General features: G+C 68.9%; 15 protein-coding genes. 9 read left to right on the forward strand and 6 right to left on the reverse strand.

Going from position 1 to position 14,138, the window contains the following annotated elements:
• The first annotated feature begins 52 nt into the window (after window positions 1–52).
• The gene (locus tag ACFT4A_RS33230; RefSeq protein WP_382837666.1) at window positions 53–1,564 is read left to right on the forward strand and encodes a glycosyltransferase family 87 protein; all 1,512 of its coding nucleotides are present in this window, start codon (window positions 53–55) and stop codon (window positions 1,562–1,564) included.
• A gap of 93 nt (window positions 1,565–1,657) precedes the next feature.
• On the opposite strand, the gene ACFT4A_RS33235 is transcribed toward ACFT4A_RS33230, so the two are convergent.
• From ACFT4A_RS33235 to ACFT4A_RS33245, 3 genes are all read right to left on the reverse strand, one after another.
• Window positions 1,658–2,689 (reverse strand): alanine racemase, encoded by a 1,032-nt coding sequence (locus tag ACFT4A_RS33235; protein WP_215120322.1) that lies wholly within the window; start codon window positions 2,687–2,689, stop codon window positions 1,658–1,660.
• 61 nt (window positions 2,690–2,750) lie between these two features.
• Entirely contained in the window at window positions 2,751–3,872 is a 1,122-nt protein-coding gene (gene femX / locus ACFT4A_RS33240; protein ID WP_382837669.1) for a peptidoglycan bridge formation glycyltransferase FemX, read from the reverse strand.
• A 166-nt stretch (window positions 3,873–4,038) separates the two neighbouring features.
• A complete protein-coding gene (locus ACFT4A_RS33245; RefSeq protein WP_382837671.1) occupies window positions 4,039–4,356 on the reverse strand; it encodes a hypothetical protein in 318 nt (105 codons plus the stop codon).
• A gap of 263 nt (window positions 4,357–4,619) precedes the next feature.
• On the opposite strand from ACFT4A_RS33245, the gene rpsF reads away from it, so the two are divergent.
• The 4 genes from rpsF to rplI all read left to right on the forward strand — a co-directional run bounded on the left by rpsF (window position 4,620) and on the right by rplI (window position 6,326).
• Window positions 4,620–4,910: a 30S ribosomal protein S6 gene (gene rpsF, locus ACFT4A_RS33250; RefSeq protein ID WP_030847098.1), complete on the forward strand. Its 291-nt coding sequence runs from the start codon at window positions 4,620–4,622 to the stop codon at window positions 4,908–4,910.
• A gap of 76 nt (window positions 4,911–4,986) precedes the next feature.
• The gene (locus ACFT4A_RS33255; RefSeq protein ID WP_382837674.1) at window positions 4,987–5,580 is read left to right on the forward strand and encodes a single-stranded DNA-binding protein; all 594 of its coding nucleotides are present in this window, start codon (window positions 4,987–4,989) and stop codon (window positions 5,578–5,580) included.
• Window positions 5,581–5,624: 44 nt separating this feature from the next.
• Entirely contained in the window at window positions 5,625–5,861 is a 237-nt protein-coding gene (gene rpsR, locus ACFT4A_RS33260) for a 30S ribosomal protein S18 (RefSeq protein ID WP_003949403.1), read from the forward strand.
• A gap of 18 nt (window positions 5,862–5,879) precedes the next feature.
• Complete coding sequence (rplI, locus tag ACFT4A_RS33265; RefSeq protein ID WP_382837677.1) at window positions 5,880–6,326, forward strand: 50S ribosomal protein L9; 447 nt, start codon at window positions 5,880–5,882, stop codon at window positions 6,324–6,326.
• A gap of 161 nt (window positions 6,327–6,487) precedes the next feature.
• Here rplI and ACFT4A_RS33270 read toward each other — a convergent pair whose 3' ends face one another.
• Window positions 6,488–7,825, reverse strand: a complete 1,338-nt coding sequence (locus ACFT4A_RS33270) for an MATE family efflux transporter (protein WP_382837679.1) — start codon at window positions 7,823–7,825, stop codon at window positions 6,488–6,490.
• A 460-nt stretch (window positions 7,826–8,285) separates the two neighbouring features.
• Here ACFT4A_RS33270 and dnaB point away from each other — a divergent pair, with 460 nt between their 5' ends.
• Together dnaB and ACFT4A_RS33280 are read left to right on the forward strand one after the other, a co-directional pair.
• Window positions 8,286–9,767, forward strand: coding sequence for a replicative DNA helicase (dnaB, locus tag ACFT4A_RS33275; protein WP_382837682.1), 1,482 nt, complete (start codon window positions 8,286–8,288; stop codon window positions 9,765–9,767).
• 59 nt (window positions 9,768–9,826) lie between these two features.
• Entirely contained in the window at window positions 9,827–11,212 is a 1,386-nt protein-coding gene (locus ACFT4A_RS33280; protein ID WP_382837685.1) for a serine hydrolase domain-containing protein, read from the forward strand.
• Between the two features lie 58 nt (window positions 11,213–11,270).
• Here the strand turns inward: ACFT4A_RS33280 and ACFT4A_RS33285 are convergent, their stop codons facing one another.
• Together ACFT4A_RS33285 and ACFT4A_RS33290 are read right to left on the reverse strand one after the other, a co-directional pair.
• Window positions 11,271–11,723 (reverse strand): GNAT family N-acetyltransferase, encoded by a 453-nt coding sequence (locus ACFT4A_RS33285; RefSeq protein ID WP_382837687.1) that lies wholly within the window; start codon window positions 11,721–11,723, stop codon window positions 11,271–11,273.
• A 60-nt stretch (window positions 11,724–11,783) separates the two neighbouring features.
• A complete protein-coding gene (locus ACFT4A_RS33290; protein WP_382837690.1) occupies window positions 11,784–12,248 on the reverse strand; it encodes a MarR family winged helix-turn-helix transcriptional regulator in 465 nt (154 codons plus the stop codon).
• Window positions 12,249–12,390: 142 nt separating this feature from the next.
• On the opposite strand from ACFT4A_RS33290, the gene ACFT4A_RS33295 reads away from it, so the two are divergent.
• Both ACFT4A_RS33295 and ACFT4A_RS33300 read left to right on the forward strand, forming a co-directional pair.
• Window positions 12,391–13,599 (forward strand): MFS transporter, encoded by a 1,209-nt coding sequence (locus ACFT4A_RS33295; protein WP_382837692.1) that lies wholly within the window; start codon window positions 12,391–12,393, stop codon window positions 13,597–13,599.
• 73 nt (window positions 13,600–13,672) lie between these two features.
• Window positions 13,673–14,095: a heme-binding protein gene (locus tag ACFT4A_RS33300; RefSeq protein ID WP_382837695.1), complete on the forward strand. Its 423-nt coding sequence runs from the start codon at window positions 13,673–13,675 to the stop codon at window positions 14,093–14,095.
• The last annotated feature ends 43 nt before the right edge of the window (window positions 14,096–14,138 follow it).

Raw genomic sequence — 14,138 nt, forward strand, 5'->3', positions numbered from 1 at the left:
TACCCACTCGGGTACGGCGGCCCTCGGCGTACTGACAGACACGTACGGCAGGATGTGCGGCATGCCCAGTGCAGAATCGACGCAAGCGAGCGTCCACGAGCCGGACCCGGTGCGGCCGACCAAGGAGGACGAGGTCGCCGCGGCCGGCAGCGAGCTGATCGGCGGCCCGCTGGGGCGGCGTGCCCTGATCGGGGCGTCCCGGTGGACTCCCGTGCGGGTGATCGCGCTGGTGGCGATCGGCATGTTCGCTCTCGGCCTGGTCCAGAAGGCGCCCTGCTTCAACGGAGCCTGGTTCTTCGGTGCCAGCTCCCAGTACACGCACGCGTGCTACTCGGACATCCCGCACCTCTACCAGGGGCGCGGCTTCGCCGACGGGCTCGTGCCGTACTTCGACCGGCTGCCCGGCGACATGCAGTACCTGGAGTACCCGGTGCTGACCGGCGTCTTCATGGAGGTCGCCTCCTGGCTCACGCCCGGCAGCGGCACCATCCAGTACCAGGAGCAGTGGTACTGGATGGTCAACGCCGGGATGCTGATGGTGTGTGCGTCGGTCATCGCCGTCTGCGTGACCCGTACCCATGCCCGGCGCCCCTGGGACGGTCTGCTGGTGGCTCTGGCGCCGGCCTTCGCGCTGACGGCGACCATCAACTGGGATCTGCTGGCGGTCGCTCTGACGGCCGCGGCGATGCTGATGTGGTCACGCGGCCGCCCCCTCGCTTTCGGCGTCCTGCTGGGGCTCGCCACGGCCGCCAAGCTCTATCCGTTCCTGATCCTCGGGCCGCTGTTGGTGCTGTGCTGGCGCGCGGGCAGGTGGCGGGCGTTCGGGACGGCGCTGGGCGGCGCGATCGTCGCCTGGGTCCTCGTGAACGGGCCGGTGATGCTCTTCGCGTTCGAGGGCTGGTCGAAGTTCTACACGTTCAGCCAGGAACGGGGCGTCGACTTCGGCTCCTTCTGGCTGATCATGGCCCAGAACTCGGACGACCCGCTCAGCATCGACACCGTCAACACGCTCGCCACGCTGCTGATGCTGGTGTGCTGCGCGGCTGTCGCGGCGCTCGCCCTGACCGCCCCGCGCCGCCCGCGGTTCGCCCAGCTCGCCTTCCTGATCGTCGCGGCGTTCATCCTCACCAACAAGGTCTACTCGCCGCAGTACGTCCTGTGGCTGGTCCCCCTGGCCGCGCTCGCCCGGCCGAGGTGGCGGGACTTCCTGATCTGGCAGGCCTGCGAGGTGGCGTACTTCCTGGGGATCTGGCTGTACCTCGCGTACACGACCAGCGGAGAGGCCCACAAGGGCCTGCCGACCGACGGTTACCACTGGGCCATCGCCCTGCATCTGCTGGGGACGCTGTACCTGTGCGCCATGATCGTGCGCGACATCTTCATGCCGGAGCGGGATCCGGTGCGCCGGTCCGGCGACGACGATCCCTCGGGCGGAGTGCTGGACGGCGCCGAGGACGTCTTCGTCCTCGGTCCGGCGGCCCGTCCCTCGCGGCACACGACCGTTGAGTTCGACGGGGCGCAGGTCCAGTGGGGCCAACGGGGCGCGACCGGCGGTTCGCTCTGAGCGAACGCGTAAGGCGGTACAACGAAAGGCCGTACACGGGAAGCCGTGTACGGCCTTCTTGCTGAGCGGTGCGACCTCAGCGCACCGCGCCGGTCAGCGGTCCATGATCCGGTCGAACTGCGTTGTGGTGTGGCGCAGATGGGCCACCAGTTCCTCGCCGACCTTCGGCTCCGGAGCGTCCGAGGGCACGAACAGGATCGAGACCTGCATGTGCGGCGGCTCGGCGAACCAGCGCTGCTTGCCGCCCCAGACGAACGGGGAAAGGTTCCGGTTGACCGTCGCGAGGCCGGCGCGGGCGACGCCCTTGGCACGCGGCATGACGCCGTGCAGCGCCTTGGGGGCCTCCAGGCCCACCCCGTGCGACGTACCGCCCGCCACGACCACCAGGAAGCCGTCGGAGGCGGCCTTCTGCTGCCGGTAGCCGAAGCGCTCGCCCTTGGCGACGCGCGTGACGTCCAGGACCGCGCCGCGGTACTCGGTGGCCTCGTGATCCCCCAGCCACAGCCGCGTGCCGATGCGGGCACGGAACCGGGTCTGCGGGAACTGCTGCTGGAGACGGGCGAGTTCATCGGCCTTGAGGTGGCTGACGAACATGGTGTGCAGGGGCAGCCGGGCCGCACGCAGCCGGTCCATCCAGCCGATGACCTCCTCGACCGCGTCCGAGCCGTCGGTGCGGTCCAGCGGCAGGTGGATGGCGAAGCCCTCCAGGCGGACGTTCTCGATGGCGGCGTGCAGCTGGGCGAGGTCCTGCTCGCTGATGCCGTGCCGCTTCATCGAGGACATCACCTCGATCACCACACGGGCACCGACCAGGCCGTACACGCCGTCTATCGACGAGACCGAGCGGATGACACGGTCCGGCAGCGGCACCGGCTCCTCGCCACGCCGGTACGGCGTCAGCACCAGCAGGTCGCCGCCGAAGAAGTCCTTGATGCGCGCTGCCTCGTACGTCGTGCCGACGGCGAGGATGTCCGACCCCAGCCGGGTGGCCTCCTCCGCCAGCCGCTCGTGCCCGAAGCCGTAGCCGTTGCCCTTGCAGACCGGGACGAGCCCAGGGAACTGATCCTGGACGTGCTTGTGGTGCGCACGCCAGCGCGCGGTGTCGACGTAAAGCGTGAGCGCCATATCCGGACCTGGAACCTTTCTCGTGGCTGTCAGAGGTGCGGGAGGAGGGGTGAGTGCGGGGTCAGCGGCGCGACATGTAGATGTCGAGCGCCTTGTGCAGCAGCTTGTTCAGCGGGAAGTCCCACTCGCCGATGTATTCGGCGGCCTGGCCGCCCGTACCCACCTTGAACTGGATCAGACCGAAGAGGTGGTCGGTCTCGTCCAGGGAGTCGGAGATGCCGCGCAGGTCGTAGACGGTGGCGCCGAGCGCGTAGGCGTCGCGCAGCATCCGCCACTGCATGGCGTTCGAGGGCCGGACCTCACGGCCGATGTTGTCGGAGGCGCCGTAGGAGTACCAGACGTGCCCGCCGACGATCAGCATCGTCGCGGCCGAGAGGTTCACGCCGTTGTGCCGGGCGAAGTACAGCCGCATGCGGTTGGGGTCCTCGGTGTTGAGGGCCGTCCACATGCGCTGGAAGTACGACAGCGGGCGCGGCCGGAAGTGGTCGCGCACGGCCGTGATCTCGTACAGCCGCTGCCATTCCTCGAGGTCCTGGTAGCCGCCCTGGACGACCTCGACACCGGCCTTCTCGGCCTTCTTGATGTTGCGGCGCCACAGCTGGTTGAAGTTCTTGTGGACCTCTTCCAGGGAACGGTTGGCCAGCGGCACCTGGTAGACGTACCGGGGCTGGACGTCGCCGAAGCCGGCGCCGCCGTCCTCGCCCTGCTGCCAGCCCATGCGGCGCAGCTTGTCGGCGACCTCGAAGGCGCGCGGCTCGATGTGGTCGGCCTCGATGTCGCGCAGGCGCTTGACGTCCGGGTTCTGGATGCCCTGCTTGATGGAGGCGGCCTCCCAGCGCCGGATGATCACCGGCGGGCCCATCTTCACGGAGAAGGCGCCCTGCTGCTTCAGATGAGCCAGCATCGGCTCGATCCATTCCTGCAGATTCGGCGAGAACCAGTTGATGACCGGGCCCTCGGGCAGGTAGGCGAGGTAGCGCTTGATCTTGGGGAGCTGCCGGTAGAGGACCAGGCCGGCACCGACGAGCTCGCCGGTCCGGTCGTCGAACCACCCGAGGTGCTCGGAGCGCCACTCCGCCTTGACGTCAGCCCAGGCCGGGACCTGCATGTGGCTCGCCGACGGCAGGCTCTGGATGTATGCCAGATGCTGCTCTCGGCTGATGGTCCTCAGGGTCAGGCTCATTTCGGGGCGCTCCTCGGGCTGGTGTGTCCCCATGGGTTCAGGGGCTCCGGCTCTCGCGCGAAGCCTACTGCGCCTTGGGAGCGCGCCGGTTGGGCGTACGGACCTTCGCCCCGGCCCGTGAGCGGCCGGGGCGTCACACGATGTTCAGGAGGGAGTGTCCCTGGCGTCAGTCGATGAGGCCGCCGAACAACCCGCCGTGCGCCATGCCCAGGAAGAACCCCACAGCCGAGGCTCCCAGGCCCAGAATCAGGCCGAAGCGCTCACGGGTCGTCTCCGAGATCCACTGGCCGTAGGCACCGGTGAGAATGCCCACCAGGCCGGTCCAGGAGCTGAGCAGGTGCAGGTCATCGTCGACGAGTGCCGTGACGAACGACGTGATGCCCAGCACCAGGGTCACCGCGAGCAGGGTGTCCTGGAGCGGATGGGGCTTGCCGTCCGTGGCGAAGAGGCCGCCGGCGGTGTTGGGTCGCAATGCCTGTGCCATAGGGCACCTCCTGCGAAAGTCGGCGCATCGTAGCGCCATACACACCCGATGTGTACAGATTGGCTGCCCTCGCGGCCGGATTTCAACCGCAAGCCGCTGTGCGGGTACTCTGTACCGTCCGCACCGGTGTCTGCCCACATCACCGCAGGGGGTTCTCGACAGAACCCCGACTGTCAGTGGTGGCCGATACCGTCGGATACGCATCACAACCCTCCTGCCACGGATCGACCGTGGCCGCTGAGTCCAAAGGAGGTGGGTTCCACATGCGTCACTACGAGGTGATGGTCATCCTCGACCCCGAGGTCGAGGAGCGCGCTGTCTCTCCGTTGATCGAGAACTTCCTCTCTGTCGTCCGTGACGGCGGCGGAAAGGTCGAGAAGGTCGACACCTGGGGCCGTCGTCGTCTCGCGTACGAGATCAAGAAGAAGCCCGAGGGCATCTACTCGGTCATCGACCTGCAGGCCGAGCCTGCGGTCGTCAAGGAGCTCGACCGCCAGATGAACCTGAACGAGTCGGTCCTCCGGACCAAGGTCCTCCGCCCCGAGACCCACTGAGCTCTTCCGCTCAGCTGATCCCGGGATTCGAGTAGCAGCACAAGCAGCCAGCAGCAAACCCGCCGAGAGGTTCCCCATGGCAGGCGAGACCGTCATCACGGTGGTCGGCAATCTTGTCGACGACCCCGAGCTGCGCTTCACCCCCTCCGGTGCGGCCGTCGCGAAGTTCCGTGTCGCGTCCACCCCCCGCACCTTCGACCGCCAGACGAACGAGTGGAAGGACGGCGAGAGCCTCTTCCTGACCTGCTCGGTCTGGCGCCAGGCGGCTGAGAACGTCGCCGAGTCGCTCCAGCGAGGCATGCGCGTCATCGTGCAGGGCCGGCTGAAGCAGCGGTCCTACGAAGACCGCGAGGGCGTCAAGCGCACGGTCTACGAGCTGGACGTCGAGGAAGTCGGCGCCAGCCTGCGCAACGCCACGGCCAAGGTCACCAAGACCACCGGCCGCGGTGGCCAGGGCGGCTACGGCGGCGGCAGCGGTGGCGGCGGCGGCCAGGGTGGCGGCGGCTGGGGCGGCGGCCCCGGTGGCGGCCAGCAGGGCGGCGGCGCTCCCGCTGACGACCCGTGGGCGACCGGCGCTCCCGCCGGTGGCAACCAGGGCGGCGGTGGCGGCGGCTGGGGTGGAAACTCCGGCGGCGGTGGCGGCGGCTACTCGGACGAGCCCCCCTTCTAGGGCGGGTTCGCACCCAAACTTCTTGATCACACAGGAGAATCACCATGGCGAAGCCGCCTGTGCGCAAGCCGAAGAAGAAGGTCTGCGCATTCTGCAAGGACAAGGTCACGTACGTGGACTACAAGGACACGAACATGCTGCGGAAGTTCATTTCCGACCGCGGCAAGATCCGTGCCCGCCGCGTGACCGGCAACTGCACGCAGCACCAGCGTGACGTCGCCACGGCCGTGAAGAACAGCCGTGAGATGGCGCTGCTGCCCTACACCTCCACCGCGCGATAAGGGAAGGGTGACCGACACATGAAGATCATCCTCACCCACGAGGTCTCCGGCCTCGGCGCCGCGGGCGACGTCGTCGACGTCAAGGACGGTTACGCTCGCAACTACCTGATCCCGCGGAACTTCGCTATCCGCTGGACCAAGGGCGGCGAGAAGGACGTCGAGCAGATCCGTCGTGCTCGCAAGATCCACGAGATCCAGACCATCGAGCAGGCCAACCAGGTGAAGGCCCAGCTCGAGGGCGTCAAGGTCCGCCTGGCCGTCCGTGCCGGCGACGCCGGCCGCCTCTTCGGTTCCGTCACCCCGGCCGACATCGCCTCGGCGATCAAGGCTGCCGGTGGCCCCGAGGTCGACAAGCGTCGCATCGAGATCGGTTCGCCGATCAAGTCGCTGGGCGCCCACCAGTCGTCCGTGCGTCTGCACCCCGAGGTTGACGCCAAGGTCAGCATCGAGGTCGTCGCGGCCTGAGTGCCGCGCTCGCTGATGCAGTGAGCGATGGGGCCGCACCCTTCGGGGTGCGGCCCCATCGTCGTATCCGGGCCCATCTCGCCGTATCCGTCGGCGCGGTATCTGGTTTCACGTGAAACACCGTGTTTCACGTGAAACAGTCCGTCGGCCGAGCCCGGTCGTCAGCGGGTCGCGCCCGTCACCATCCAGCGGCCTGAGCGGCTCCGGAGCCACAGGGTCAGCATCCGTACGGTCATCATCAGCGTCATGGTGGCCCAGAGGGCGGTGAGCCCGCCGCCCAGTACCGGCACCAGCAGGGCGACCGGTGTGAAGACCGCCAGGGTGAGCACCATCGCCCAGGCGAGGTAGGGACCGTCGCCGGCGCCCATCAGGACTCCGTCCAGGACGAAGACGATTCCGGAGATCGGCTGCGACAGGGCGACGATGACCAGGGCGGGCAGGGCCGCGTCCTTGACCGCCGAGTCACTGGTGAACAGGGGCAGGAACGCCGGTCGACTGAGGACGACCAGGACACCGAGCACCACCCCGACGGCGATACCCCACTCCACCATGCGACGACAGACGGCGCGGGCGCCCTGGGTGTCACCGGCTCCGAGGTAGCGCCCGATGATGGCCTGCCCTGCGATGGCGATGGCGTCGAGAGCGAAGGCGAGCAGACTCCACAGGGACAGGATGATCTGGTGGGCGGCGATGTCCGCATCCCCGAGTCGGGCGGCCACCGCCGTGGCGATCATCAGGATCGCCCGGAGGGAGAGGGTGCGGACCAGCAGGGGAACACCGGCCTGAGCGGAGGCCCTGATCCCGGCGGCGTCCGGGCGCAGGGAGGCGCCGTGCTTCCGCGCTCCACGCAGAACCACCACGAGGTAGACCGCGGCCATGCCGCACTGGGCGATGACGGTGCCCCAGGCGGAGCCGGCGATCCCCAGCCCTGCCCCGTAGACGAGCCCCGCGTTGAGAGCGCCGTTGGCCACGAAACCGATGACGGCGACATAGAGCGGGGTCTTGGTGTCCTGCAGGCCCCGCAGGAGACCGGTCGCGGCGAGGACGACGAGCATGGCCGGTATGCCGAGCACGGAGATGCGCAGATACGTGATCGCGTAGGGGGCTGCCGCGTCCGAGGTGCCGAAGAGGTCCACGAGGTGGGGTGCCGTCGGCAGGGCGACGGCCACGACACCGGCGCCGAGGAGCAGGGCCAGCCAGATACCGTCCATGCCCTGGCGGATGGCGGCCGGGAGATCACCCGCGCCGACGCGGCGGGCGACCGCCGCCGTCGTGGCGTAGGCGAGGAAGACGAAGATGCTGACGGAGGTCATCAGCAGGGCCGAGGCGACGCCGAGACCGGCGAGTTGGGCCGTGCCCAGATGGCCGACGATGGCGGTGTCGGTCATGAGGAAGAGGGGCTCGGCGACGAGCGCGCCGAAGGCCGGCACGGCGAGTGAGACGATCTCTCGGTCGTGCTGTCTCCGGCCGGGTCGAGGGCGCACGGGGGCCTGTGTCATGTGCACCAATCTAATCGTCCACAGGTAAGAGATACAAAGCTTTTGTGACCCTTACCATTCGTCCAGAGGTGCGCACTGCTGTGCACCATTCGAAGCGATCTTGGGCCGGTTGGGGAAGTTTTTCTTCTGCACAGCCCGTGGATGGCAACGTTGCAGGTCAGGGCGGTTCCTCTGTGACGGGTCGATGCTTGTTCACAGGCCTGTCCACCGGGTCATGCACAGGTTTCGCCGAGTTCTCCACAGCATCTGGGCCGTCGTCCACATGGCCTGTGGATAACCAGATTGGCTGACGGTGCCGACGGGCCTACGGTAGTCCGGCGCCCGCTCCGTCCGTCGGTTTCGCAAACGTCACAAAACCGGCGTCCAGTAACCGGAGTTGGGCCTCTCATTTGTCAGTGCCGTGCCGTAGAAAAGAGGGGCACGGCTAGGTCTGCTGCGGCGGACGGGAGGAGGTGGCTCGGTGAGTATTTCCGAGCCCTTGGACGACCCGTGGGCCGACAGCGGGCCCAGTGATCGTCTGCCCTCCTCCCGCCGACGCGGTGACGGCGGCCGGGGCCGTGACGAGCAGCACGAGCGCGGCAGGGACAGCGGTGAGTGGGACGGCGGTGGAAGCACGTCGTTCGAACGGGTACCGCCGCAGGACATCGAGGCCGAGCAGTCCGTCCTCGGCGGCATGCTGCTGTCCAAGGACGCCATCGCTGATGTCGTCGAGATCCTCAAGGGCCACGACTTCTACAAGCCGGCCCACGAGACGATCTATCAGGCCGTCCTGGACGTCTATGCCAAGGGCGAGCCGGCCGACCCCATCACCATCGCCGCCGAGCTGACCAAGCGCGGTGAGATCAACAAGGTCGGCGGGGCCTCGTATCTGCACACCCTCGTCCAGACGGTGCCCACGGCGGCGAACGCGGCCTACTACGCGGAGATCGTCCACGAGCGTGCCGTCCTGCGGCGCCTGGTCGAGGCCGGTACGCGCATCACCCAGATGGGATACGCGGCCGACGACGACGTCGACGAGATCGTCAACCGCGCCCAGGCAGAGGTCTACGCGGTCACCGAGCAGCGCACCAGCGAGGACTACCTGCCGCTCGGCGACATCATGGAGGGCGCGCTCGACGAGATCGAGGCGATCGGCTCGCGCAGCGGTGAGATGACCGGTGTGCCCACGGGGTTCACGGACTTCGACTCGCTCACCAACGGCCTGCACCCGGGCCAGATGATCGTCATCGCCGCGCGTCCCGCCATGGGTAAGTCCACGCTCGCGCTGGACTTCGCGCGAGCGTGCTCGATCAAGAACAACCTGCCGAGCGTGGTCTTCTCCCTCGAAATGGGGCGCAACGAGATCGCGATGCGTCTGCTGTCCGCCGAAGCCCGGGTCGCCCTGCACCACATGCGGTCCGGCACGATGACGGACGAGGACTGGACGCGTCTGGCCCGCCGGATGCCGGACGTCTCGGCGGCGCCGCTCTACATCGACGACTCCCCGAACCTGTCGATGATGGAGATCCGCGCCAAGTGCCGCCGGCTCAAGCAGCGCAATGACCTCAGACTGGTCGTCATCGACTACCTCCAGCTGATGCAGTCCGGTGGGTCCAAGCGGGCCGAGAGCCGTCAGCAGGAGGTCTCGGACATGTCCCGTAATCTCAAGCTGCTGGCCAAGGAGCTGGAGCTCCCGGTCATCGCGCTCTCCCAGCTGAACCGTGGTCCCGAACAGCGCACGGACAAGAAGCCGATGGTCTCCGACCTGCGTGAGTCCGGCTCCATCGAGCAGGACGCCGACATGGTCATCCTGCTGCACCGCGAGGACGCCTACGAGAAGGAGTCGCCGCGCGCGGGCGAGGCCGACCTGATCGTGGCCAAGCACCGAAACGGCCCGACGGCGACGATCACGGTCGCCTTCCAGGGCCACTACTCACGGTTCGTGGACATGGCGCAGACCTGATCCGGCGCCGACGGTGAAATGAGGTCGACTCGCGGGGCCCGGCCAGGTGGACTTGGGCCATGACGTCATCTGAGGAAGAGCTGCTTCCCGCAACCCGTCGTGCGCTGCTCCACCGGATCGCCGTGGCGCAGGCGCAGGGGCGGGCACCGTCGCTGGTCGCAGCCGTCGTCCGGGAGGGGAGGGCGGTGTGGCACGGCGCCCGGACCTCGGTGGACGGGCACGCGCCCGACGAGCGCGTCCAGTACCGCATCGGCTCGATCACCAAGACGTTCACCGCCGTTCTCGTGATGCGCCTGCGCGACGAGGGCCTGCTCGGGCTCGAGGACCCGCTGGAGAAGCACGTGCCGGGCACCGGCGCGGGGGAGGCGACGATCGCCGAACTGCTCGCGCACACGGGCGGGCTGGCGGCCGAGTCGCCCGGGCCGTGGTGGGAGCGCACACCGGGATCTCTGCGGCCGGAACTGTCCGACGTTCTCGGTGAGCAGCCTCTGCTGCACCCCGCCGGCCGACGGCACCACTACTCCAACCCCGGCTACACGCTGCTGGGCGCGCTGGTCGAGGAGTTGCGCGGGGCCTCCTGGGAGGAGGCACTACGGCGTGAAGTTCTCGAACCGCTGGGGCTCGACCGTACCGGCGTGCGACCACAGGCCCCGCACGCGGGCGGCTGGGCCGTGCACCCCTGGGCGGACGTGCTGCTGCCCGAGCCCGTCGAGGACCTGGGCCGTATGGCACCCGCAGGTCAACTCTGGTCGACCACCGGGGACCTGGCCCGGTTCGCGGCCTTCCTGGTGAAGGGCGACGAGCGGGTGCTGAGCGCCGAGTCGTTGAGGGAGATGCGGACCCCGTCCGCTCCGGCGGAGGCCACCGACGTGCTGTCCGGTGACAGCTACGGCCTCGGGCTGCAGATCCAGCGCCGGCACAGCCGACTGCTCGTGGGGCACAGCGGATCCCTGCCGGGCTTCCTGGCGAGCGTGAGCATCAGCATCGAGGACGACGTGGCGGCGGTCGTTCTCGCCAACTGCACCTCGGGCCCCATGACGTCCGGGGTCGCCGCGGACCTCATCCGTATCGTCGCCGAGGCGGAGCCGCGCATCCCCGCCCCGTGGACACCGATGCGTGAGGTCGAGCCGTCGGCATTGGAGCTGGCGGGCCAGTGGTACTGGGGGACGCATGCGTTCGCCCTGCGGCTGACGGCCGACGGGCTGGCCTCGCTGGAGCCGTTGTCCGGCAACGGGAGGCGTTCACGATTCCGTCCCAACGGCGATGGGACGTGGACCGGCTTGGAGGGCTACTACGCCGGAGAACCACTGAAGGCCGTACGGCGGCCGGACGGATCCGTGAGCCATCTGGACCTCGGCTCGTTCGTGTTCACGCGTCAGCCGTACGAGGAGGGGGCTTCTGTGCCGGGTGGGGTCGATCCGGAGGGGTGGCGGGGGATCGGATAGGCGGTGACGACAAAGGGCGCTCTGTTTCACGTGAAACAGAGCGCCCCTTGCAGGCCGGTCACAGCGGGAACTTGAAGCCCGTGTGGGAGGCCGTGAAGCCGAGCCGCTCGTAGAAGCGGTGGGCGTCGGTGCGCGAGGTGTCGGAGGTCAGCTGGACCAACTGGCAGCCCGTGTCCCGGGATTCGCCGATCGCCCACTCGATGAGCCGTGTTCCCAGGCCGCTGCCGCGTTCATCGGCGTGGATGCGTACGCCTTCGATGATCGACCTGGTCGCACCGCGTCGGGACAGCCCGGGAATGATCGTGAGCTGGAGCGTGCCGACGACCCGGTCCTCCCGGACCGCCACGACCAGACGCTGGTTCGGGTCGGCGCTGAGCCGCTCCAGTGCGGTGAGGTACGGGGCGAGGTCGTCCGGTGACTCGCGCTGTGCGCCCAGGGGATCGTCCGCGAGCATGGCGACGATCGCCGGGACGTCGTCGGCGACGGCGGCACGTATCTCAAGATCTCCCATGGGCGCACCCTACGCAGAGATGGACGCACCCTGGGCAGAGAAGGCCGGCGTGGAAGCGGCCTATGCGGGCACCGGGGCCTTCAGTGTCTCGACCACCCGGACCAGCGGGGCCAGTTCGGGGTTCCTCGCCGCCTCGTCCAGCGCTTCACGCAGGGCGGCGTCATTGGTCGGCCGCGCGGCTTCCAGCAACCCGAGGCCCGCCTCGGTGACGTTCGTGTAGATGCCCCGGCGGTCGGTGGGGCACAGATAGCGCTCCAGGAGCCCGCGGTCCTCGAGGCGGGTGACCAGGCGGGTGGTGGCGCTCTGGCTGAGCACGACCGCGTCGGCGACCTGCTTCATCTGCAGATGGCCTCCGTCCCCGTCGTGCTGCCGGCTGAGCACGTCCAGCAGGGAGTACTCCCGCGCGCTCAGGTCGTGCTTGGCCTGCAGGGCGCGCTCGATGTGGCCCTCGATCCTCCCGTGCAGCAGGGAAAGGGCGCACCAGCCCTGGGCGAGCGCGGTGAGCGCGGGGTCCGTCGCTGTCATTGGCGTTTCCTCCGTCCCGGAGCGGCTGACATCCAGGATAGAGCAGCATCGCAATTGACGGCGCTTGCCCATAGCCCGCGTGTGCAACTATTGTGGACGCACGCAAAGCGCTCCTGCAATCGTCTGGGAAGGTAACCCCTCCATGCCTCTCGCGCTTCTGGCCCTCGCGATCGGGGCCTTCGGGATCGGAACGACGGAATTCGTGATCATGGGCTTGCTGCCCCAGGTCGCGGGCGACTACGGGGTCTCCATCCCCACCGCCGGGTACCTGGTGACCGGCTACGCGCTCGGTGTCATGTTCGGCGCCCCGCTGATGACCGTTCTCGGCACCAAGGTCTCCCGCAAGCGGATGCTGATGGTGCTGATGGGCCTGTTCATCGTCGGCAACCTGCTCTCGGCTCTCGCCCCCGCCTTCGCCGTCATGCTGATCGGCCGGATCGTCGCCTCGCTGGCCCATGGCGCCTTCTTCGGCATCGGCGCGGTCGTCGCGGCCGAACTGGTGGCCCCGAACAAGAAGGCCGGAGCCATTTCGATGATGTTCACCGGGCTGACCGTCGCCAACGTCGTCGGTGTCCCGCTGGGCACGCTCGTCGGACAGTCCGTCGGCTGGCGCGTGACCTTCGCCGTCGTCGCCGTCCTCGGTGTCATCGGCCTGGCCGGCATCGCCCGGCTCGTCCCCGACATGCCCAAGCCGGAGGGCGTGCACCTGAAGCACGAGCTGGCCGCCTTCAAGAACGTGCAGGTGCTGCTCGCGATGGCGATGACCGTCCTCGGCTTCGGCGGGGTCTTCGCGGCGATCACCTACATCGCGCCGATGATGACCCACGTCACCGGCTTCGCCGACGGCTCCGTCACCTGGCTGCTGGTCCTCTTCGGACTCGGCATGGTCGGCGGCAACCTTGTCGGCGGCAAGTTCGCCGACCGCGCCCTGATGCCCATGCTGTACGTCTCCCTGGGCGCCCTGGCCGTCGTCCTGGCGATGTTCACCCTCAGCGCGCACGACAAGCTGCTGTCGGCCGTCACGATCGCGCTGATCGGCGCCCTGGGCTTCGCCACCGTCCCGCCGCTCCAGAAGCGGGTCCTCGACCAGGCGCACGGCGCGCCGACCCTGGCGTCCGCCGTGAACATCGGCGCCTTCAATCTCGGCAACGCCCTCTCCGCGTGGCTCGGCGGCCTCGTGATCGCGGCGGGCCTCGGCTACACGGCCCCCAACTGGGTCGGCGCCGCCCTGGCCGCGGGCGCCCTGCTCCTGGCCTTCCTCTCGGCCGCTCTGGAGCGCCGTGACGGTGCCCGCAGCACCGTCGTCGCGGGAGCCGCGCCGGCCGAGCAGCGGGCCGCCGTCCACCACTGAGCGGCCGGGCCGACGCCGCCCCAGCCTCAGAGCCAGACCGGAACCAACCAGCAAGTCCCCAGGAGAACCCCTCATGAGCACCACCACAGCCGTCGCCCCGCTGATCACCCAGGACGCCGACGCCCTCGTCACCGCCGCCCGTCGTGCCGCCGAGGCCGCAGGCGTGACCGTCAGCGTCACCGTTCTGGACGCGGGCGGACATCTGCTCGCCTTCCGGCGCGACGACCGTGCCGTGCTGATCTCCGGTGAGACCAGCACCCGCAAGGCCTACACGGCTCTCCAGCTGAACGCGCCCACCGCCGACCTCGTCGACGCCGTGCAGCCCGGTGGCCCCTTCCACACGCTGCCGACCGCGCTCGACCGGCCGCTGCTGTTCATCGCGGGCGGCGTGCCGGTGCACCGTGACGGTCGCCTGATCGGCGCGATCGGCGTCGGCGGTGGCGCCCCGGAGCAGGACCACACCTTCGCCACGACCGCGGTGGAGACCCTCGCCTGACCCGGCCCCGCAACGCGACGACGCCGGCTCCCCCATCCCCGGG

The organism is Streptomyces sp. NPDC057099 (assembly GCF_042671245.1).
Classification (GTDB): Bacteria; Actinomycetota; Actinomycetes; order Streptomycetales; family Streptomycetaceae; genus Streptomyces; species Streptomyces purpurascens.